General features: G+C 44.4%; 17 protein-coding genes and 3 pseudogenes. 11 read left to right on the top strand and 9 right to left on the bottom strand.

Annotation, left to right across the window (positions count from 1 at the left end; translation table 11 throughout):
- The first annotated feature begins 117 nt into the window (after positions 1-117).
- Positions 118-1,796: pseudogene (locus SU60_RS08825) on the top strand (RluA family pseudouridine synthase).
- A 49-nt stretch (positions 1,797-1,845) separates the two neighbouring features.
- Here SU60_RS08825 and SU60_RS08820 read toward each other — a convergent pair.
- The 3 genes from SU60_RS08820 to ppnP form a co-directional block, all read right to left on the bottom strand.
- Positions 1,846-3,186: an MATE family efflux transporter gene (locus tag SU60_RS08820; protein WP_041155193.1), complete on the bottom strand. Its 1,341-nt coding sequence runs from the start codon at positions 3,184-3,186 to the stop codon at positions 1,846-1,848.
- A gap of 245 nt (positions 3,187-3,431) precedes the next feature.
- Positions 3,432-3,713 (bottom strand): hypothetical protein, encoded by a 282-nt coding sequence (locus tag SU60_RS08815; RefSeq protein WP_041155192.1) that lies wholly within the window; start codon positions 3,711-3,713, stop codon positions 3,432-3,434.
- A 225-nt stretch (positions 3,714-3,938) separates the two neighbouring features.
- On the bottom strand, positions 3,939-4,223 hold the full coding sequence (gene ppnP, locus SU60_RS08810) for a pyrimidine/purine nucleoside phosphorylase (RefSeq protein WP_041155191.1): 285 nt from the start codon (positions 4,221-4,223) through the stop codon (positions 3,939-3,941).
- Between the two features lie 274 nt (positions 4,224-4,497).
- On the opposite strand from ppnP, the gene SU60_RS08805 reads away from it, so the two are divergent.
- Both SU60_RS08805 and SU60_RS08800 read left to right on the top strand, forming a co-directional pair.
- Positions 4,498-4,941 carry a DUF2850 domain-containing protein gene (locus SU60_RS08805; protein ID WP_052481517.1) on the top strand — a complete coding sequence of 148 codons (444 nt, stop codon included), beginning with the start codon at positions 4,498-4,500 and terminating at the stop codon, positions 4,939-4,941.
- Between the two features lie 367 nt (positions 4,942-5,308).
- A complete protein-coding gene (locus SU60_RS08800) occupies positions 5,309-7,858 on the top strand; it encodes a glycosyl hydrolase family 18 protein (protein ID WP_041155189.1) in 2,550 nt (849 codons plus the stop codon).
- A gap of 179 nt (positions 7,859-8,037) precedes the next feature.
- Here SU60_RS08800 and SU60_RS08795 read toward each other — a convergent pair whose 3' ends face one another.
- Together SU60_RS08795 and SU60_RS08790 are read right to left on the bottom strand one after the other, a co-directional pair.
- Positions 8,038-8,901: an alpha/beta hydrolase gene (locus tag SU60_RS08795; protein WP_041155188.1), complete on the bottom strand. Its 864-nt coding sequence runs from the start codon at positions 8,899-8,901 to the stop codon at positions 8,038-8,040.
- A 118-nt stretch (positions 8,902-9,019) separates the two neighbouring features.
- Positions 9,020-9,610 carry a TetR/AcrR family transcriptional regulator gene (locus SU60_RS08790; protein WP_041155187.1) on the bottom strand — a complete coding sequence of 197 codons (591 nt, stop codon included), beginning with the start codon at positions 9,608-9,610 and terminating at the stop codon, positions 9,020-9,022.
- Between the two features lie 415 nt (positions 9,611-10,025).
- On the opposite strand from SU60_RS08790, the gene nhaD reads away from it, so the two are divergent.
- Together nhaD and SU60_RS08775 are read left to right on the top strand one after the other, a co-directional pair.
- Positions 10,026-11,453 (top strand): sodium:proton antiporter NhaD, encoded by a 1,428-nt coding sequence (gene nhaD / locus SU60_RS08780; RefSeq protein WP_052481516.1) that lies wholly within the window; start codon positions 10,026-10,028, stop codon positions 11,451-11,453.
- Between the two features lie 200 nt (positions 11,454-11,653).
- Positions 11,654-12,262, top strand: a complete 609-nt coding sequence (locus tag SU60_RS08775; protein ID WP_041155184.1) for a DUF6198 family protein — start codon at positions 11,654-11,656, stop codon at positions 12,260-12,262.
- Positions 12,263-12,392: 130 nt separating this feature from the next.
- Here SU60_RS08775 and SU60_RS08770 read toward each other — a convergent pair whose 3' ends face one another.
- Together SU60_RS08770 and SU60_RS08765 are read right to left on the bottom strand one after the other, a co-directional pair.
- Positions 12,393-12,875, bottom strand: coding sequence for a methylated-DNA--[protein]-cysteine S-methyltransferase (locus tag SU60_RS08770; RefSeq protein WP_041155183.1), 483 nt, complete (start codon positions 12,873-12,875; stop codon positions 12,393-12,395).
- A complete protein-coding gene (locus tag SU60_RS08765) occupies positions 12,872-14,239 on the bottom strand; it encodes a DNA-3-methyladenine glycosylase 2 family protein (protein WP_041155182.1) in 1,368 nt (455 codons plus the stop codon). The genes SU60_RS08770 and SU60_RS08765 overlap by 4 nt, the downstream gene beginning before the upstream one ends.
- Before the next feature lie 265 nt (positions 14,240-14,504).
- On the opposite strand from SU60_RS08765, the gene SU60_RS08760 reads away from it, so the two are divergent.
- From SU60_RS08760 to SU60_RS08745, 4 genes and pseudogenes are all read left to right on the top strand, one after another.
- Positions 14,505-14,708 carry a hypothetical protein gene (locus SU60_RS08760; RefSeq protein WP_041155181.1) on the top strand — a complete coding sequence of 68 codons (204 nt, stop codon included), beginning with the start codon at positions 14,505-14,507 and terminating at the stop codon, positions 14,706-14,708.
- Between the two features lie 288 nt (positions 14,709-14,996).
- Positions 14,997-16,075: pseudogene (gene galM / locus SU60_RS08755) on the top strand (galactose-1-epimerase).
- 21 nt (positions 16,076-16,096) lie between these two features.
- Entirely contained in the window at positions 16,097-16,645 is a 549-nt protein-coding gene (locus SU60_RS08750; RefSeq protein ID WP_041155231.1) for a sugar O-acetyltransferase, read from the top strand.
- A gap of 234 nt (positions 16,646-16,879) precedes the next feature.
- Positions 16,880-17,323: a DoxX family protein gene (locus tag SU60_RS08745; RefSeq protein ID WP_041155230.1), complete on the top strand. Its 444-nt coding sequence runs from the start codon at positions 16,880-16,882 to the stop codon at positions 17,321-17,323.
- Positions 17,324-17,460: 137 nt separating this feature from the next.
- Here the strand turns inward: SU60_RS08745 and SU60_RS08740 are convergent.
- Positions 17,461-18,353: pseudogene (locus tag SU60_RS08740) on the bottom strand (LysR family transcriptional regulator).
- A gap of 137 nt (positions 18,354-18,490) precedes the next feature.
- Between SU60_RS08740 and SU60_RS08735 the strand changes: the two are divergent.
- Entirely contained in the window at positions 18,491-18,844 is a 354-nt protein-coding gene (locus SU60_RS08735) for a MaoP family protein (RefSeq protein WP_041155180.1), read from the top strand.
- Positions 18,845-18,993: 149 nt separating this feature from the next.
- Here SU60_RS08735 and SU60_RS08730 read toward each other — a convergent pair whose 3' ends face one another.
- Complete coding sequence (locus SU60_RS08730; protein WP_041155179.1) at positions 18,994-19,245, bottom strand: DUF3081 domain-containing protein; 252 nt, start codon at positions 19,243-19,245, stop codon at positions 18,994-18,996.
- Between the two features lie 350 nt (positions 19,246-19,595).
- Here SU60_RS08730 and nagB point away from each other — a divergent pair, with 350 nt between their 5' ends.
- Positions 19,596-20,396, top strand: coding sequence for a glucosamine-6-phosphate deaminase (nagB, locus tag SU60_RS08725; protein ID WP_041155178.1), 801 nt, complete (start codon positions 19,596-19,598; stop codon positions 20,394-20,396).
- The last annotated feature ends 86 nt before the right edge of the window (positions 20,397-20,482 follow it).

Genomic DNA, 20,482 nt, shown 5'->3' with positions numbered 1-20,482 from the left:
TGACAGCTCAAACCACTCTCGTAAAAACGAGCACCTTGATGTGGGTTAGGTATATGGCATTCTTGAATCAAACATGTACAATCCTCGCTCAATTTTTTACTCGTGCGGATATTCACCATGCACTCGCCTGAACACTGTTTTACTCGCTTTACTGCTGATATTTCTGGCTATACGTTACCTGAGCAGTTTACGTTTCCGTTCTACTATACACCGCATCCGCTTTGTGTATTGGCCGCTGAGCAGTTACAACAGAACTTGCTCGCGCAAAGCGATTTTGATCATGATTTTGGCCTGGACGCTCATAAATCAGGACGTGGAAAAATGTTCGGTGTGCTCTTGGTGAAAAATAAACAAGGAGATCTGGGTTATCTAAGCGCCTTCTCCGGAAAAATCGCGGATAAAAACTTGCTGCCAGGCTTTGTGCCACCAGTTTATGATATGTTGACCGATCTGGGTTTCTTCCGTGCAGAAACTGATGCCATCAATGCGGTCAATACCGACTACAGAAAGGCAGCAGCTAACCCTGAATTGGCTGAGCTAACAGCAGACATTCAAGCCGACCGGGCGGCTTACCAACAAGCAGAACAGCAGCAACGACAAGTGATGATAGCAGGACGCGCTAAACGCAAAGAACAGCGTAGACAAGGCGAGCAAACACTCGGCCCTGACGCTCTCAAAGCATTGCTGGATGAGTTAAGTAAACAAAGCGTGGCCGACAAAAACCAACTAAAGCACCTCAAGATGATGTGGGATGAAAAGTTGGCAGTAAAAGAGCAGCGATTGGCAGAACTCAAACAGCAACTCAATGAGTTTAAAGCACTCAGAAAAGAGCGGTCTAACGCGCTGCAGCATAAACTTCACCGTCAATATCGCTTCCTCAATAGCTTTGGTGAATCACGTGATTTGGTGGATATTTTCGCCGAGACCAGTAACCTGTACCACCAGCTGGTGCCGGGGAATGTGCGGCCCCCAAGCTACTTCAGTATGCTTTTAAACATGGCCTAAAACCGTTAGCGCTTGCCGAGTTCTGGTGGGGGGAATCTCCCAAATCGGAGGTGCGTCAACACAAGAAATTCTATCCATCATGCAACAGCAAGTGCCAGCCAATTTTAGGCCACATGATGCAAGGCTTGAATGTTGAAGCCAACCCCCTAGCCGAAAACTGGGCAGAAGATAAAGAGCTGGAAATACTTTACCAAGACGATGCCATGGTAGTTGTTAATAAGCCTTCAGGATTGCTATCAGTACCGGGAAAAACCATCAAAGACTCGGCCTATACGCGACTTCAGAGCCTGTTTCCTGACGTGGAAGGACCTTTTGTCATCCATCGCTTAGACATGGCAACATCAGGAATCTTAGTGTTTGCGCTTACTAAGCGCGCCAATAAAAACTTGCAAAAACAGTTCATGGCCCGAGGCGTAACAAAGCGCTATATGGCGTTGCTAGAAGGTGAACTCAAGGATTTAGAGGGTGAAATCTCATTACCAATGCGTGGCGATCCAGAAGACCGTCCACGTCAATTAGTTTGTTATGAACACGGCAAACCAGCCGAGACTTACTGGCAGTTGATTGAAGTAAAGAACGGCCGCAGTAAGGTATATATGTACCCTAAAACGGGTCGCACCCACCAACTGCGTGTCCACAGCGCGCATCATCTGGGCTTGAACATGCCAATGGTGGGTGACGGTTTGTACGGCGAAAAAGCCGAGCGTCTGCATCTGCACGCCGAAACATTAGAATTGGACCATCCCTATACAAAAGAGAGGATGGTGTTTCAGGCTGATTGCGAATTTTAAAATTAGCGATGAGCAGGCACTGCCCTCTCATCGCTTCTGAGTCAAAATATCAACTCATTTTAAACTTGGTCCACACCTGCGAGCGCCAGCGTCTCGCCATGATGATACCGCGTACCCATTCATCAAGAGCAATCGCCATCCATGCTCCCAATACCCCGTAGCCCATATGAATACCAAAGATGTAAGAGAACATCACACCCAGTCCCCACATGCTCAGTATGCCCATTTGAACAGGGAACTTGATATCACCCGCGCCTTTTAAACCAGCAATAAAAATCAAGTTAAACACCCGCCCCGCCTCTAGAACGATGGAGCCCATAACGAGCGAGCCAGTAAGTGCGAGAATTTCAGGCTGCTCCGTGAATACGCGAAGAATCTCATTCCTAAAAATATAAATCACGGTCGTGGCCACAGTAGAGGCGGCAAAACCAACGAGAAAATAGATTTGTACCCGTTTAAGAATGCTTGTTACCCAACCTTTTCCAATGTAATAACCGGTCTGGATCTGCGCGGCCTGACCAATCGCTAACGCAAAGGCAAACGAGAATCGTGCAATATTTTGAGCATAGGTAAACGCGGCCAGAGAAGCAGTACCCATCTGAACGACAAAGTACACAATACAGATTTGAGCAAGGTTGTAGGACAACACCTCGCCAGCGTTCATCCCACCTATTTTTAGAATTCGCTTATAAATCGCCGATGGAATTTGCTTGAGCGTCGACATCGGTAATGCAATGCTGCTACGAGCCAAAATAAGCCAAAACATCAGTGTGCCAATGATTTGGCTCACCACCGTTGCCACTGCGACACCCTGAACACCGAATACTGGCAACCCAAACGGTTGATACAACGCTATGTAATTGCCCGCAACGTTGAGTACACCACTAATTAAATTAACCATCATCGGCGAGCGTGAATAACCGTGACTACGTAAAATCGTGGTCAGTACAATGCCAATCGTTACGTTGAATGTCAGGGCACCACTAATAAGTAAGTACTCACGTGCATATTGCTCTACCTGAGCTTCTAAACCATAGTATGGCAGTAAAAATATCGCGCCAAGCACGGCTACAACACTCAATAACACACCGATGACTATAGATAAAACAATACTGGCAACCCCGACATCAACAGAGTCCTTATCCCGATCAGCGCCGTTGTATTGCGCGATTAGAATCCCAGTGCCGCTGCTAACAAAAGTAGACACAACAATCAGAAAGAAGGTGATCTGAGTAATAACCCCAACCGCCGAGACCGCTTTGTCAGAATAGCCACTTAACATAAATACATCACTGGTTCCTAAAGCCGTCCGTAGCAAAATTTCGACAAATATGGGCCAAGCTAATGTCACGATCGACATACGTTGGTTGATTGTCTGGCCATTAGGCATAGTAGTTACCTTCACACAATGAAAAACTGCCCCACAAAAAATGTGAGGCAGTTAATAAAAATAATAATTAAAACTTGAAGTTTAACCAACCCAAGTACACTTGTGGATTCTAGTCATTGTTGGGGGGCATCAGCAACACAAATTCACGTTAAGAGTAAAAATATTTTTCATTGGTAAAATCAAAGATTACTATTCTCGATAAAGCATGGAGAGATTCAAATGATGAACACCGACTCTATACATGCCTAAAACAGATACATTGCCAACAATCCAAGTACTAATACCATGATAAGCGCGATGACTCGACGGGTGCGTCTCGGTTTATCTTTCGAAGGCGTGTTGTCAACATTAAGCGTTCGTGAACTTGCTTTCTTTCTTCTCAAGCTATTAGCTATCGCACGTCTATACCGATCACGCCGCTTTTGCGCCGCATTCGCCACTTCCGTGAATCGGTGTCTCTGCTCGTCGGTGAAATCCTTAGACTCGTAACGAGGAGGGAGATCGGTATGTTTTTGTTGTATCGCCATCACTTCCTCCTTTGTGGTTACCTAATTCACTTGGTTACTTTAAGTATACACGTTAGTTACGGATATGCTGGGCAAACAAAAAAAGCCACTCAAGGTGGCTTTAGTCTCGATAGACAGGCGCAATTCAGGATTCACCATTCCCTCAGGAATACAACACCAGAACTTTGCCTTTTGTCATAGTAGATGACCTAAGTGAATTCGCCGAGTGGCGTAACTCAACTGAATTTACAAATATTCACACAAGTAAGCAGAAGCGTCTTTTACTTCAACTTCAAACGATGAGCTACCGTCTACATCGAACGACTCACCGCTAGAATATGTTCTCCAGTCGCCTTCACCCGCAAGCTTAACGATGAGTGCACCTTTAACAACAGTCATACGCTCTGGGGCTTGAGTACCAAAGGTATACGTACCAGGAAGCATTACACCAACACTGATGTCCTGTTCATGTTGACTAAAACCGAGTGACTTAACGCCACCAGCGAAATAGCTATTTTCCTTAATGCTCATACTTGTTTTCCTTATCAATAATCCGCTCTTTTTTACCTTGTTTTTATCAATGACTCAATACTTAAATCTAATAACTATTTGGTTGGATATAGATCAAAAGTGTTGTATCAGGATGTAAAAACACTCTCTAGATCATGATTTGTTAACGGTAAATACAGGATCATTTGTAATTCTGTCAGAAGACTCGCACCATGATGTAAGCCGTTATACTGTCATGGCAACAATAAACCAAAACGCAAGATCGACCGTGCTCCACACGTGACCGAGGGAGGCCATTCTGAATCAGCGCACACTATTAAAAATCATTTTCGCTTTTGTCGGTGCTAGTCTTCTTGCCTTTACCAGCTATCAACTTCACCTCTCCTATCAAGCATCTATTAGTCCCACTAATATTTATGGGGAATGGATCGAAATAGGCGCACCACCTTATCAAACTGAGCGGCTCAACTTTACGTCTGAAGGGGTATACCGTAACCATCGCTTGGTCTCAACCAAGTTCGACTTTGATGGACAAACCATGACTCTTAACACCGGTTTAGGTAAGACGGTTTATCAACTATCCGGTTCACACCTATCACCACAGATTCGCCGTATTGAGCCTCTATTTCCAGACCAACGTTTTATTCGCAAAGGGTTTGAGCACACAGTTCAAGGATCAGAAATCGGCACAGCATCTAAACGCCGAGCGGCATTAAGCGAGCATTTTAATAGCGATTAATTCAACCCGTTAACTAACGAAAAAATGACAAAAAACCAAAATAAACAAATAGATAACCACAAAAAACCTTCACTCAAGGTCTTTTGAGTAAACGCTAAATTCTATTCTTGCCGAAAATAATTTGTTTATTGACTCAATATGGCATTTTCCGTGCAACAGAGTGTGAGTTTTATTTAACTTCCCTCATATCACTCGAAAACCGTTTTAATTTTTTTTTGACGAAAAAAAACTCTCTGAAATGCTGTAGAGGATGCTTTTGCACATGGTGTGTGTTTTGGACAGGGTAAAAAAAACCAGTCATTTATGCGGTGCAAGAGCAGCTTAATGTTCCCTATAGAACACGAATCCAAGGATTGAGAGATAAGTTATGATTCGATTTAATCTATGTGCTGCTGGCGTAGCGTTAGCATTATCTGGCACTGCAGTGGCAGCGCCTACAGCACCAAGTATCGATCTGTATGGTTCCAATAACCTGCAGTTTTCTAAAATTGAACTGGCAATGGAAACCACATCTGGCTACAACAGCATGGTGAAATACCATGACCAAGCCACCATCACGGTAAAATTCAACCAGTGGAGTGGGACCTCTGGTGACACATACAACATCTATTTTGATGGCGTCAAAGTCGCAACCGGTCCAATTTCTGGTAGCCAAACCACAGCGACATTCGAATATGGTCAAGGTGGTTTGTACCAAATGGAAATCGAAGCATGTGATGAAACTGGCTGTGCGAAAAGCTCACCAGCTGAAATCACGATCGCAGACACCGATGGTTCTCACTTAAAACCGCTTACAATGAATGTCGATCCAAATAACAAGTCTTTCGACACCGATCCTAGTGTTGTCATGGGTACTTATTTCGTGGAATGGGGCATTTATGGTCGTGATTACACGGTCGATAATATGCCTGTCGATAACTTGACTCACATCCTTTACGGTTTTATCCCAATTTGTGGTCCAAATGAGTCAGTAAAATCAGTCGGTGGCAACAGCTTTAACGCACTGCAAACCGCGTGTAATGGCGTAAATGATTACGAAGTAGTCATTCATGACCCGTGGGCAGCCTACCAAAAGAGCTTCCCTCAAGCGGGTCATGAGTACAGCACCCCAATCAAGGGAAATTACGCAATGCTGATGGCATTGAAACAACGTAACCCAGACCTGAAGATAATCCCATCAATTGGTGGTTGGACACTGTCAGACCCATTCTTCGACTTTGTGGATAAAACTAACCGTGACACTTTCGTAGCTTCGGTTAAAAAGTTCTTGAAGACTTGGAAGTTCTACGACGGCGTAGACATTGACTGGGAATTCCCTGGCGGTGGCGGTGCTGCAGCCGATAGAGGAGACTCGGTCAATGATGGTCCGGCTTACGTTGCCCTAATGCGTGAATTGCGCGCGATGCTTGACGAGCTAGAAGCAGAAACAGGCCGCACATACGAATTGACGTCAGCTATCGGCGTAGGTTACGACAAGATTGAAGACGTAGACTACGCAGATGCCGTTCAATACATGGACTACATTTTTGCAATGACGTATGACTTTTACGGCGGTTGGAACAACGTACCGGGTCACCAAGCCGCGCTTTACTGTGGTTCATTCATGCGCCCTGGTCAATGTGACGGCAGCGGTGTAGATGAAAACGGTGAGCAGTTCAAAGGGCCTGCTTACACAGCAGATAACGCTATCCAACTTCTTCTTGCACAAGGTGTTCCTGCCAACAAGCTAGTCCTTGGAGCTGCCATGTACGGTCGTGGTTGGGAAGGCGTCACACCAGATACACTCACCGATCCAACCGATCCTATGACAGGTACCGCAACGGGTAAACTGAAAGGCAGTACAGCCCAAGGCGTATGGGAAGCGGGCGTTATCGACTACAAAGGCATTAAGTCATTTATGCTAGGAGCCGATAACAAAGGTATCAATGGTTTTGAATACGGTTATGACGCACAAGCCGAAGCACCATGGGTTTGGAATCGCTCAACAGGTGAGTTAATCACGTTTGATGATAAACGCTCTGTTATCGCAAAAGGTAACTACGCGAAGTCACTTGGTCTAGCAGGTCTATTCTCATGGGAAATCGATGCAGACAACGGTGATATTCTCAACGCGATGCACGAAGGTATGTCTGGTGTTGTCATTGATCAGCCAAACAATGCACCAACGGCAGCGGCTGGCGCAGACCAATCAGTAACGGGTCCTGCCAGTGTTGTACTGGATGGTAGCCAATCGTCTGATTCTGATGGGACAATCGCTAGTTACACTTGGGAACAAGTGTCAGGAGCAGCCGTGGTACTGACCAGTGCAAACACTGCAACAGCAAGCTTTGATGTAGCAGAAGTGACGACGGAGGAGCAGTTGACCTTCCAACTAACCGTGACTGATAACGAAGGCGAAAGTGCGACGGATCTCGTTGTGGTGACGGTACAACCAGCAGGCGTGGTTGAACCACCGCAAAACACCGCTCCTGTGGCACAAGTATCGGCACCAGCTACAGCCAATGCAGCTGACGTAGTGGTCGTTGATGCCTCTGCTTCAACGGATGCGGACAGCGACACACTCACATTCAATTGGACGCTGCCGCAAGGCCTAAACGCAACAATTGAAGGTGCTAAAGTGACCTTTACTGCAGCGGAATACCCACAAGACACCAGCCTAAACTTTGCAGTAAGCGTAAGCGATGGCGAAGCATCTTCGACTGCAACCGCAACGGTTGTCGTAGCAGAGTACACCTCAGTCACTGACCCAGTGACATGTGACAACGCATGGGATCAGAGCACTGTCTACACAGGCGGCGATCAAGTCACTCACGCAGGCAGTACTTGGGAAGCAAAATGGTGGACACGTGGAGAAGATCCATCTAAGTCTGGTCAATGGGGTGTTTGGAAAGAAGTAGGTACAGCAAACTGTAACTAAGAGATCACAAGAGGCATATCAATCTGGATCAGGACATAATCACGTACTGATTAAGACTGGTAACAATACCGGAGATTGGTATAAACCTATCTGATCACGATGAGAAAAGGACAGCTTAGGCTGTCCTTTTGTTTTTTTTAACTTCATTATTATTAATAACTTAAAATATAAGTAATCACTTACTTACCATCTGCTATTTCAACTAAACGATCGAAACTAGCAAACACTTGTTCGCACGTCATCACTCTTCCGTGACCTTGCCCTTGTGTAGTGACAAGCTCAACATTGTCGATATCATGCGCAGCTTGTGCAGACACGCTGTGTTTGGTGAATTTATCCTGTTTGTCATGCACGATGATGGTCAAAGAAGGGCGATTTGCAAGTCGCTCCATTGGGTTAATCGCCTGCAACGGATAGTCAAACTGTTCTTCAACTTCTGACACAACGGCATGGAACAGTTTCATCGAGTACCCAGATCGTGCAATGCTACCAAAGAGGTTTTCAACATAATTCAAAACCGGAGCGATAAGAAGCAAAGGCTTACCTTCTAGCTTACTGTGTCGACATTCCAACGCAGAGGCCGTCCCCATGCTATGCCCCACTAAACCGACAATATCATCTACCGAATCGAGCACATCTTCTAGCCCACGAATGAAACCGGGAATGTGTCCATATTGCCCTTCACTTTCGCCATGAGCAGGATGGTCGTAAGCAAGCGCCGTATAACCTTTTGCCGCAATATGTTCCATTAGTGGATAGAACTGGCTCGCTGTCCCCGACCAACCATGAGTCAGTATCCAAATCGGACCTGCACCCAATGAATAGGTTTTAATCATTCCGCTACGCCCTTGAATTTCATTTTTTACAAGCCCGTTCGGCTGGGCGTTTTTAGGCTGCGTGCGAACTGGCGTAAGCAATAACTTTCTTGCACTTTTTTTTGCGTGTGACGGCGCTAAAGTATGATGTAAACGGGTGCTAATGTTGACGAGGCTACGTTTGACACTAAAACGCTGCGAGGTGTTAAAGTAAATTTTCTCACTCATGATTTGTTCCTTCGTTATCAGCCAAAAAATAGAACGGTCGTGCTTTTAAGGCTGATAAGAAAGAGCGAACGTGTCGCTCTTTCTTTATTTGTTTGATTCTAGATTGATAGTCTGGAGATTAACCTTTCCATCGTGCAAATAAATTTTCGATGCCTTGCCAAAATAGCTTTTGACTCGCTTGTTCACCTTTAATTGAGTAAAACACATGAGCGCTTAAATACAGCCCGTACAAATCAAAAATCGCCTGGCTTGCCTCTAAATCTTCTGAGAACTCTTGGTTTTCCTTTCCTTTAATAACTTGTATTTCTAGATAATGTAACCACGTATCAATGGACTTTCTGAGTGCTATTTGCAGCAAACAATCATCGGCAGCACTGTCATTCCAGGCATCAAGAAACATGCAACTGCCTTGAAACGAGTGATTCCATGTCATCCAGTTATCCAACAGCCCTCGAATTTTGTGTTCAATATTGTCATCCCCCAACTCTCTAACAGGTGCGATGACTCGCTCGGTAAAAACTTGGTTCGCATACTCCAGCACCGAAAGCTGTAAATTCAGTTTAGAGTTAAAATGGGCAAACAAACCGCTTTTTGACATGCCACACTGCTTAGCGAGTTCACCAATTGTCAAACTCTCGAGCCCTTGCTCACTGGCGATCTGAAAGGCGCGTTGCAGAATCAGTTCTTTGGTCACTTTTCCTTTTTTCATAGCTGTATTTTTAGCACGATCGTTCTAAATTGCAAGAATTGTTCACCCACATCAAAATGAGAGCTCTCTCTCACTCACTGAAAATAGGGACTCTAGGCGACTAGAATTAGTCACTTCTCACAAAAAACGTTGTTCATTTCATTTAGATTGGGCGCATTAACTTGCTCATTAAACGGAGGCAGTATGTGGGCACCCCAAGAAATCGTTCCATTTCTAGAGATCAGTCATTGGTTAACTTACGGTTTGTATGCCGCCGCCATTCTTTGTGGCATCGCTAGCATTGCGTCACTCAAAAAGTAGCCACGCACTCAAAGACACACTAATGATTAGCGTCTAACGTTAATTCGAACTCTCTCACAACTAAACGGTTCATTTGTGTCTACTATTTCTCCATTAAGACAAGGGAGAAATGTCGATGCCAATTTATTCAGTCATAGCTTTCTGTTGTTTATTATTTTCCAACTCGAGTATGGCTTCCACAACCAATGAGCTCAACCTGGTTAACTCAGCAGTCGGGTACACCGCTCTCATTCTCTTTTCCATTGCTTATATTCTCGTGATGCTAGAAGAGTATCTAAAAATGAGAAAATCCAAGCCTGTACTATTGGCCGCTGGATTAATTTGGATTCTCATCGGCTATACATTTGCTCAGAATAACCAACCCGACGTTGCGAAAGCAGCTTTAGAGCATAACTTACTGGAATACGCAGAGTTGTTACTGTTTCTACTTGTCGCGATGACTTACATCAACGCAATGGAGGAACGCAAACTGTTTGATGCTCTGCAAGCTTGGATGGTCGGAAAAGGCTTTGGTTTTAAACAGTTGTTTTGGCTCACGGGTTTTCTTGCGTTTATTATTTCTCCTATCGCTGATAACTTAACAACGGCTCTGCTCATGTGTGCAGTGGTCATGAAAGTTTCAGGGGACAACCCTAAATTCGTTAACATTGCTTGTATTAATATCGTTATCGCAGCAAACGCAGGCGGCGCTTTCAGTCCATTTGGTGATATTACAACCTTAATGGTCTGGCAAGCAGGTCATGTCCACTTTGCAGAGTTTATTCCGCTATTTGTGCCCTCTTTGCTTAACTATTTCGTTCCTGCGTTTGTTATGTCATTTTTTGTACCTAACACCAAGCCAAACACGGTACATGAGCATATCGAGTTGAAGCGTGGTGCGAGACGGATTGTTCTGTTGTTCATCCTTACCATCGCTACCGCCGTCTGCTTCCATGCATTACTGCATTTTCCTCCGGTCATCGGCATGATGATGGGATTAGCTTATTTGCAATTCTTTGGCTATTTTCTACGCCAGACACTTAAGCAATCCCTCGCAAAAAAAACAGCAATCGCCATTGCCAATGGAGATGAACAGGCCTTAAAACGCATCGGCTCTGTCGTTCCGTTTGATGTCTTCCACCGGGTATCACGGGCGGAGTGGGATACGCTTCTGTTCTTTTATGGTGTTGTGATGTGCGTGGGTGGTTTGAGTTTACTTGGCTATTTAGAGTTGATTTCAAATGTCATGTATACAGAGTGGAACCCGGTGTGGGCCAATGTGATGGTTGGGGTACTCTCTGCCATCGTAGATAATATCCCCGTTATGTTTGCCGTCTTAACCATGGAACCAAGTATGTCGATAGGAAATTGGCTGCTCGTCACATTGACGGCCGGCGTTGGTGGCAGCTTATTGTCGATTGGTTCAGCTGCTGGCGTGGCATTAATGGGAGCCGCTCGCGGACAATATACCTTTTTTGGTCACCTAAAATGGGCGCCCGTCATTGCAATCGGCTATGCCACCAGCATCGGAGCACATTTATGGTTAAATAGTGGTTTATTCTAGGCTCTGTTGCGCTTCCATAAACGACATGTGTACATTATGTTAAACAGTTCACATTGCACCTATTTTGGCTGAAAACTCGACATTGGTCACTTTTCAAGACATGTTATTGAGCGTTTTTTGGACCGACAATATTTAGGTCCGCTGTCCTTCCCACTTTCACCCTATGCGGAAGGCTTGATTAAACCCAAGGAACATGTTTTATGGATAATGATCATAGCTTAAGAGAAAATCTGCTGGCGCTAATGCTCGGTAGCGCACTGGTGTCGTTAGGCGTCATATTTTTTAGTAAAGTTGGACTACTAACAGGAGGAACCGCTGGATTGGCCATCTTCCTTACCAAAGTCAGCGATTTCAGTTTTGGACAAGTTTTCTTCCTGCTTAACCTCCCGTTTTACATTCTTTCCGTCAAACGGATGGGATGGCGCTTCACAATCAATACGCTTATCGCCGTGTCACTGGTTTCTTTTGCCGTTGACCACCTGCACCATGTATTGGAAATATCGAGAATCGCGCCAATTTACGCTGCATTAATAGGCGGTGGGATGATCGGCACTGGAATGCTGGTCATTTTCCGTCACAAGATGAGCTTGGGAGGATTCAATATCCTAGCGTTGTTTTTACAGGACCGTTATGGCATTCGCGCAGGCAAAGTTCAAATGGCTCTGGATTGTGCCATTGTCATAATGTCTCTGTTTATTGTTGATATTTACCTAATTGGTCTCTCAGTGATTGGAGCGGTCGCTACAAACCTAATTTTGGCAATGAACCATAAACCAGGGCGATATCAAGCCAAACCTCAGTTGACTTAAAGCGACGCCTATTCTCACTGTCGCGAGCAAACTAAGCCCCCGGAACCATGGTTTCGGGGCTTCCTATTTCTGAGTGCGCAGGGTTTACACAAACGAGGTTTAATTGATCAAGTCCTTATATGGATTGCGACTAAAGCCTGTTACCTTGCTCTAACGCCAGCAAACCTTGCTTTCGCTCCACGCCACCAGCATACCCGGTCAGCTTACCATTTTTACCAATCACTCGATGGCAAGGCACAACAATAGAAATAGGGTTTTTACCATTTGCCAACCCTACTGCACGTACCGCTTTTGGGTTGCCAATCGCATTCGCCAGATCCTGATAACTCCATGTTTCACCGTAAGGGATTGTGGTTAGCGCTTGCCAAACTTGGTTTTGGAAATCGGTGCCTTTTGCAGCAAGTGGGAGATCAAAGTCATTACGTGACCCAGTAAAATACTCTTGCAACTGAACAACACTTTCACTCAACACCGGATGATGATCTTCTCGATCACCAAGCTCATCCGGTTTCGTTGTGCAGGTTTCAAACCAAATGCCAAGCAAACCATCAGCGTTGGCCTGAATGGTGACTTCGCCAAATTGACTAGTCATGACGGTATAAACTTTTTTCATGATTGGTTCCATAGATGAAAGGTGGCATAACTCCCCCATGGAGAGACGGCATGTCGGTCAAACGAATGATAGCGTTGCATGGTTCTCTTCACCACTAGATCGTTATCTAGCAAGCAATCAGGAAGAGACTGCCCACGAAGTTGAACGTAATGAATCGTCCACGGGCCAATGCCTTTTAAATCAAGCCACTGTACCGGATCGATCTTTGGTTTTTGCTGCATCAATTGTGCAAAACGAATTAAGGTGTCTTTACGGCTCTGCGGCATACGTAAATAACTAATATCAGCATTGGCAATTGCATCAGGTTCTGGAAAGTAGCGTATCGCGCCCGGAGCACTCTGTTTCTCGACCAATAAATTGAGCTGTCCAATTGCGGCTTTTACAGAAACTTGCTGACCTAAAATCGCACGGACCCCCGCCTCCCAAGGGCTCCATACCCCCGGAATCCGAATGCCTTTTTCAGTTACTAAGCCAGGAACCGCGGCATTCAGGTAATGCTCTACCGTGTCAATATCAGTATCGAGATCGAACATACGGCGCACACCTAAAACCAAACGTTGCAATTGAGTAACATCATCGATTTCAAACTCTAAATTAAGATGACTGTCTCTTTTTGTCGCTTTGAACCATGCTTGGCTATTCTCAATACGCACCGTTCTCTGATAGCTCTCTTGAGTCACGTTTTCTACACCTTCAATCGCTCGTATACGGTAGAAATTGAGCATGTGTTGCCAATTTAACTCACCTCGAAATGGCAAAACTATTTGATGACCGCCTGATGATTGGACGAGTTGCCGCCGAACTTGGGACGGCGTAAGCTTCAAACACTTTTGAAACGCATCGTTAAATCGACGTGTACTATTAAAACCAGCAGCAAAGCCAATATCGGTAATGGACATCGAACTCGAATGCAATAACTGCTTAGCAAACATGAGTTGCTGATATTGGGCATATTGTTTTGGCGGCATACCGAGGTATCGCTCAAAAAGCATTCTTAAATAGCGGTCAGAGACTCCTAGTCGCTCAGCGAGTTCGGTGACAGCGCTGTGCTGAAGTTCACCATTGTCGATCAAAGTCATCGCTCGCTGAAATGTTGTTTCCACACCTTTCCAGGCCCAAGAGCCGGGCGCGCTATCCGGTCGACAACGCAGGCATGGGCGATATCCAGCCTTAAGTGCTTGTGCTTTATCAGTGAAATATTCGACATTCTCTTCGTTAGGTAAGTTAGCCGGACAAATTGGCCGACAAAAAATACCTGTCGTTTTCACCGCAACATAAAAGCGGCCATCAAAGCGAACGTCTCTGGAAACGCGAGCCTTTTGACATTGTTCGAAAGTCAGCGAAGTATAAGGGTGCAATGGCATTAGGTATGTCCTTTCGAGCGACTCGTGGATGAAAGATACTATGAAATATGTCTATATTGTAGGACTCACGCGAAACAATAGTAGCCATTTACGGAACCTAATAATGGTGCACATTGGCATCTCAGATTTTTTCCACTAAAGTTAAAGACTGTCTAGATAAGCAGCCATCCACTTTCGATGTAAGGAAAAGCGTTTGCTTGTTTAGCTAGGAACCCAAACATCACAAAAATCATTATCAACGTCATCAAGGCTAGAGGGAATTGGCATGAATCTACATACCTGCGTCATCGTATTAAGGAATCAAAGAGTCATCACCAGCAAGTCGGTTGATCACTCAATTGGCATCATAGAGCGTGACTTAAGCAACGAAATATCAGAAATTCAAATCAACACAACGGATGGTAAAAACATTCAAACCTACCATTACAACACTGTTGAAGAATCGCTTGAAAGCTTAATGAACCTTTGAACTCACTAATCCCACACAAACCTTCTCGTCAATGAAAGAGCCCTTTTCTGGCGCTCTTTCATCACCCCTCAGTATTCTGAAAAGAAAAAAAGAACAAAAATCAAAAAGTTATACCCGCCACTTTACCTTCACATATAAACGGATTTGTTGAAAGCATGCACAAATTAGCTGTGTGTGCCTATTTATGATTGCTTTATCGGTTCATTCCTAAGTTACCTTGTAATATCGAGTTCAACTATGAGGCACAATATTTGAATTTGTGTAAATACAGCTTTATAAGGAGCAGCCATGCTGACTAAGAACCTCTCTCCAGAGTCAATTAAGACTTCGATTGAAGCTGATTTGTTTTCTGATGAATTACCGGCCCACGTGCACACTTTACGTAATCAACGAGGCATGACCGCCACATTCATGGACATTGGTGCCACATGGCTGAGCTGTCAACTTCCGACGGAACAAGGTCCACGTGAAGTCCTATTGGGGATGAAAACACTAAAAGACTATCAAACCCACAGTGCATTTCTAGGTGCCACGATCGGTCGATTCGCTAATCGTATTGCTAACGGACAGTTTCAGTTAAACGGCACAACGCACAACATCACACTGAACAATAATGGAAACAGTCTACATGGCGGCATTGAAGGCTTTGACAAGCGCCGGTGGCAAATAAAAGAAAAAAGTGATTCCCAGATTACATATTGCCTGACGTCTCCCGATGGCGATCAAGGCTTTCCAGGAAACCTAACCGCTGAAGTTGCCTATACACTGACAGACAATAACCAGGTTCGCATCGAATACTCTGCAATTTGTGATCAAGACTGCCCGATAAACCTAACCAACCATGCCTACTTTAACTTGGATGGTGCAGAATCAGGACAAACCATTCTTAATCACGAACTGCAACTTAGCGCTAATGAGTACCTACCAACCAATGAGACCTTAATTCCAACCGGGGAACTGAGGTCCGTAAAGGGGACTCATTTTGATTTCAATCGTGCTCATCGTATTGGAGAGCAGTTACTTCAAGATGAGGACCAAAAAAGAGCGAAAGGTTATGATCATGCGTTTACTCTACCGAACGAACTCACTGATGGCTGCCAAGCCATCGCTCGACTGATGAGTTCCGACAAGCAAGTCACTATGTCGGTGTTTACCGATAAGCCAGCCATTCAACTCTACAGCGGTAATTTCTTAGCAGGGACACCTTCTCGACAAGGAGAGTACGATGACTATCAGGCGTAGCGCTGGAAACTCAGTTTCTGCCTGATTGCCCAAATCATGAAAACTGGCCCAAAGAGAATCGAAGGTTTATTGCCAAACAATCCCTTTATCAATATCAAACCAGTTATCAATTCGAGTACAAATAAATGACCACAGCGTATGAAAAAATGGTGTCAGGCGAGCACTATGATATTAACGATGAAGAATTAATTCGAGTTCGAGATACAACACGTGATAGAGCGGCGGAATACAACCAAACCGCCCGCAGCGATCGTCAGCAGCAACGTCAATTACTCAAGCAGATTTTTGCCAGTATTGGCGAAGATGTCCATATGGAGAAGTCCATCAATATCGATTACGGTATTAACACGACAATTGGTAACCACGTGTTTATCAACTTCAATTTCACTCTCCTTGACTGTGCTCCAGTCACGATTGGCGATCACGTTTTTATCGGTCCCAATGTGCAGGTTTACACCGCTCACCATCCACTGGATGCACAGACTCGAAATCAACATATTGGTTATGCAGAGCCGGTAGAAATTGGCAGCAATGTATGGATAGGTGGAAACTGTGTGATTTTACCTGGCGTAAAAATTGGAGATGGCGCCGTGATTGGTGCCGGAAGTGTAGTCACGAAAGACATCCCAAAAGATACGCTCGCCGTAGGCAACCCATGCAGACCCAAGCGCAGCCTCAACACGCCTGTCTCATAAACAACATCAAAAAAATAATACTAATACCTAAATAAAGTCCGAATATGTCATTATTAAAACTAAAAATAAAAACTTAACTATTTGATTAAATAAAATAAATAATTATATTCTAATTTTTCGAACTAGTTAATCGGGAACCTATTATGTTTATCCAAGTATAAGGTGCTTAAACTGTACTCAACAGTAAGGGGAGAATCACTCCTACGTATCAAAATTGCCATTGAGGACAGAATGATGAAAGCACTACTTAAGACAATCACGACATCAAATGCGGGCTTCAGCACACTAGCACTGCGCATCCCTATCGGAATCATTTTTATGGCGCACGGCTCACAGAAGTTGTTTGGCTGGTTCGGTGGTTATGGCTTAGAAGGCACAGGACAATGGCTAGATTCAATTGGCTTAGGCCCGGGCATATTAATGGCCTTTTTAGCGGGTAGTGGAGAGTTCTTTGGTGGCTTATTACTTTTGCTTGGTCTACTCACTCGACCAGCCGCAGCTGTCACAGCGTTCACCATGGTTGTTGCGATCTTCTCCGTTCACTTCGAAAACGGGTTATTCCTATCGAACAACGGTTACGAGTTTGGTCTAGCGCTACTCGCCGCGAGCGTCTCACTGGCATTTTCAGGTGCAGGTAAAGTAGGACTGGACAACTTGCTGAACAAAAAGCTTTCATAATCGTTCAAGCAACGATCAATATCACTGCCTACCACATCAGGATTGATGAATATATTGGCAGCAACCAGTAAAAGCAAAAAGACCCTGACAACACTCAGGGTCTTTTTCAGTTCAAGAAATCTGAACGTCGAGAGATTTTACTCTTCAGGCAAACCAGAGCCTATTTGTTGCAAGCTATATGCGGTTAACGGGTCGATTTCTTTGACGATTTCTTCCACTTGCTTTATTGCATCCACCGAAGAGCTGGCCTTGCGGTAACTTAAATAAATAGGTCGTTGCCAATCTTCCACTTCAGATACCTTGTAAAGCTGGCCATTCGCAATAAACGGCTCAACAAGTGACACTGGCAAGTATGCCGCCCCACCCTTCTCTAAGATAAAGTCTAGGGCTATACGGGCCGTCGAGGTACGCAGATATGGCGCAGGAATTTTAGGATGTCTTTCCGAGTGTTCAGAAGCAAAACGAGTGCCCCAGTCGACGTACACGTATTTATGTTCAAATACCGCATCTAATGAATCTTGTTGTGTCGAAACCAACACCAGAACAACGTCTGCCACTTTTTTACAGTTTAGTTCATCTGCTTTGATTTGATCGAAGGCAAATGCCATATCGAGCGTGCGGTCAAGCAAACTGCGGCTCAACATTTCACGCCCCATCACCTCGGCCATAAAGCCATACCCACCAAAGGAATCAGTGACCACACTCAGGCAGTTCTGAAGGTAAGCGTCCCAAATGTTAGGGGTACCACCTAAAGTCAGCTGCAGAGCTTTCCCATCGTCAAGTGACAATTCCAGCTTGGCTTGTTGCAGCGTCGTGACCATTACTTCGGCATAACTAATCAACCGCTCACCTGCAGAGGTGAGTTTTATGTTGTTGCGATCACGAATAAACAGTTGAGTGTCGAAATAACCTTCGAGCTGTTTAATCCGCGCACTGACCGCTGCTTGGGTGATATACAGGTTCTCGCAGCTCGTCCAAAATGACGAACTCTTGCCAGCTCTAAAAATGTTCTAAAGACCTTTACATCCATAAACCATCTCTCGGTTAATTTAACAACGATACACAATCATGACGATAAAAAAAATTTGTTTTTCTTTTGCTGACTTTAAGCCTAATTTTCACCCTAGTTAATTACATTAATCAATAACGGTGATAGAGGCTGTTGATATGTCTGACACTGAATTCCGTCATGGCAAAAAACGATTTTACGATAACGTAAAATTTCCACGTGGCTTTGCAAAGTCTGGCGATTTTACTCTTACAGAAGAGGAAATCCTAACAATTTATGGAGATACGATGCTTGGTCTTGAATCAGGCGAGTTGACTCCAGAGAACAGCGAAGAAAAGCACTTCGTTAAAGTGTTAGAGAATCCTGGTAAGGCAAAGACCAAAATCGAGCGCACTTGGTTAAAGTACACCCAACTCGCACGAGGACGCAAACGTTTCCACACGTTGAATGGTCGTAACAAACCAGAAGCATTGGAAGACTATACAGAAGACGTCTTGGTCGAAGAAGATTAATACACCAACCACGGTATTTTAAGAACTCAGTACAACCTCATTTGCCGTACTGAGTTCTCATTCCCCAGCGCTACAGATGTGAACACCCTGAGGGATTTTTAAAAAAGAGCGTGTTGCGTACTACATCACACCTCCTTTTCTAATCCCATCTACTTCGCTAGCATAGCGATTTTCTTTAAAAAGCTTTCTTTCAAGTGCTCTTGGTCGTACTCAAGATGATACGTATTGTGGAAACCTATTTTTAATTCTACGCCATTTCCTCGTAAAAATACGTTGTAACCATCATAGTCAGAAAACGCTTCAATCCCTTCGTAAATTTTCCCCAAATCGGTTGGCATACCGTTATTCATCACGTTTTCGTAAGCTTGCAATACTTTGCTCGGATCGAGTTCATTTTTCATAACGATTTCCTTACCTGTGCAGACATTTCAATTATGGTCAAAAAAACAGCGGTATGCCATATCTGAGCTTGCTCGAACGTCTCGCCTACCAAACACGACGTCTGTAACGACACTAAGCGATAGAAAATCAAACTTAATTTAAGTCGTAAACTTATTACTGACAGACTTTAGTTACGAGAGAAAAAAGCCCCCAAACATCTCAATACTCAAATCATGATTGGTGAAAAAAAGCACATCGATTAAATAAAAAACAATTTTTTGACCTAAAACGTTGGCAGACACGGAATACTTATTTTATAATGCGAATTAATGTATCACTGCATCTTAAATCCAATAACTAGGGGCACAAAATGAGACTTATCCCGTTAACTCAAGCAGCACAAGTAGGCAAGTGGGCAGCCGCGCACATTGCAAAACGAATCAACGATTTTAAACCTACTGCTGAGCGTCCATTCGTTCTGGGTCTACCGACTGGTGGCACTCCTCTAGCAACTTATAAAGCACTAATTGAACTTTACCAAGCAGGTCAAGTGAGCTTCAAAAACGTTGTAACCTTCAACATGGATGAATACATCGGCATTGCAGCCGATCACCCAGAGTCATACCGTTCATTCATGTATAACAACTTCTTTAACCACATTGATATTCAAGAACAAAATATTAACCTATTAAACGGTAACACAAACGATCACGACGCCGAGTGCAAGCGCTACGAAGACAAGATTAAGTCGTACGGTAAGATCAACCTGTTCATGGGTGGTGTCGGTAATGATGGTCACATTGCTTTCAATGAACCAGCGTCTTCTCTTTCTTCTCGTACACGTATCAAAACGTTAACTGAAGATACGCGCATCGCAAACTCTCGATTCTTTGACGGTGACATTAACCAAGTACCTAAATATGCATTGACTATCGGTGTGGGAACACTACTTGATGCGGAAGAAGTGATGATCCTAGTTACAGGTCACAACAAGGCTTTAGCACTTCAAGCCGCTGTCGAGGGCTGTGTTAACCATCTATGGACAGTCTCAGCACTACAGCTCCATCCGAAAGCGGTTATCGTATGTGACGATGCTGCACAACAAGAGTTAAAGGTGAAGACAGTGAAATACTTCGCTGAACTAGAAGCAGAGAACATCAAAGGTTTCTAAGCGAAAGGCTTTTTAAGCGTAAAGCCTTTTTCATGTCTAAAGGCAAAAAACTCGAAAGATAAACGTCATAATCAACCTCCCCCTGT

This window comes from Vibrio mytili (genome assembly GCF_000830505.1).
Taxonomy (GTDB): domain Bacteria; phylum Pseudomonadota; class Gammaproteobacteria; order Enterobacterales; family Vibrionaceae; genus Vibrio; species Vibrio mytili.
This window is presented reverse-complemented; position numbering and strand designations above follow the sequence as displayed.

Excerpts from the sequence above, each read along its gene's own strand:
- SU60_RS08800 (WP_041155189.1), top strand. The coding sequence starts at position 5,309 with ATGATTCGATTTAATCTATGTGCTGCTGGCGTAGCGTTAGCATTATCT.
- SU60_RS08750 (WP_041155231.1), top strand. The coding sequence starts at position 16,097 with ATGGTGTCAGGCGAGCACTATGATATTAACGATGAAGAATTAATTCGA.
- SU60_RS08745 (WP_041155230.1), top strand. The coding sequence starts at position 16,880 with ATGAAAGCACTACTTAAGACAATCACGACATCAAATGCGGGCTTCAGC.
- nhaD (WP_052481516.1), top strand. The coding sequence starts at position 10,026 with ATGCCAATTTATTCAGTCATAGCTTTCTGTTGTTTATTATTTTCCAAC.
- SU60_RS08765 (WP_041155182.1), bottom strand. The coding sequence starts at position 14,239 with ATGCCATTGCACCCTTATACTTCGCTGACTTTCGAACAATGTCAAAAG.
- SU60_RS08760 (WP_041155181.1), top strand. The coding sequence starts at position 14,505 with ATGAATCTACATACCTGCGTCATCGTATTAAGGAATCAAAGAGTCATC.
- nagB (WP_041155178.1), top strand. The coding sequence starts at position 19,596 with ATGAGACTTATCCCGTTAACTCAAGCAGCACAAGTAGGCAAGTGGGCA.
- SU60_RS08735 (WP_041155180.1), top strand. The coding sequence starts at position 18,491 with ATGTCTGACACTGAATTCCGTCATGGCAAAAAACGATTTTACGATAAC.
- SU60_RS08730 (WP_041155179.1), bottom strand. The coding sequence starts at position 19,245 with ATGAAAAATGAACTCGATCCGAGCAAAGTATTGCAAGCTTACGAAAAC.
- SU60_RS08795 (WP_041155188.1), bottom strand. The coding sequence starts at position 8,901 with ATGAGTGAGAAAATTTACTTTAACACCTCGCAGCGTTTTAGTGTCAAA.
- SU60_RS08815 (WP_041155192.1), bottom strand. The coding sequence starts at position 3,713 with ATGGCGATACAACAAAAACATACCGATCTCCCTCCTCGTTACGAGTCT.
- ppnP (WP_041155191.1), bottom strand. The coding sequence starts at position 4,223 with ATGAGCATTAAGGAAAATAGCTATTTCGCTGGTGGCGTTAAGTCACTC.
- SU60_RS08820 (WP_041155193.1), bottom strand. The coding sequence starts at position 3,186 with ATGCCTAATGGCCAGACAATCAACCAACGTATGTCGATCGTGACATTA.
- SU60_RS08775 (WP_041155184.1), top strand. The coding sequence starts at position 11,654 with ATGGATAATGATCATAGCTTAAGAGAAAATCTGCTGGCGCTAATGCTC.
- SU60_RS08770 (WP_041155183.1), bottom strand. The coding sequence starts at position 12,875 with ATGAAAAAAGTTTATACCGTCATGACTAGTCAATTTGGCGAAGTCACC.
- SU60_RS08790 (WP_041155187.1), bottom strand. The coding sequence starts at position 9,610 with ATGAAAAAAGGAAAAGTGACCAAAGAACTGATTCTGCAACGCGCCTTT.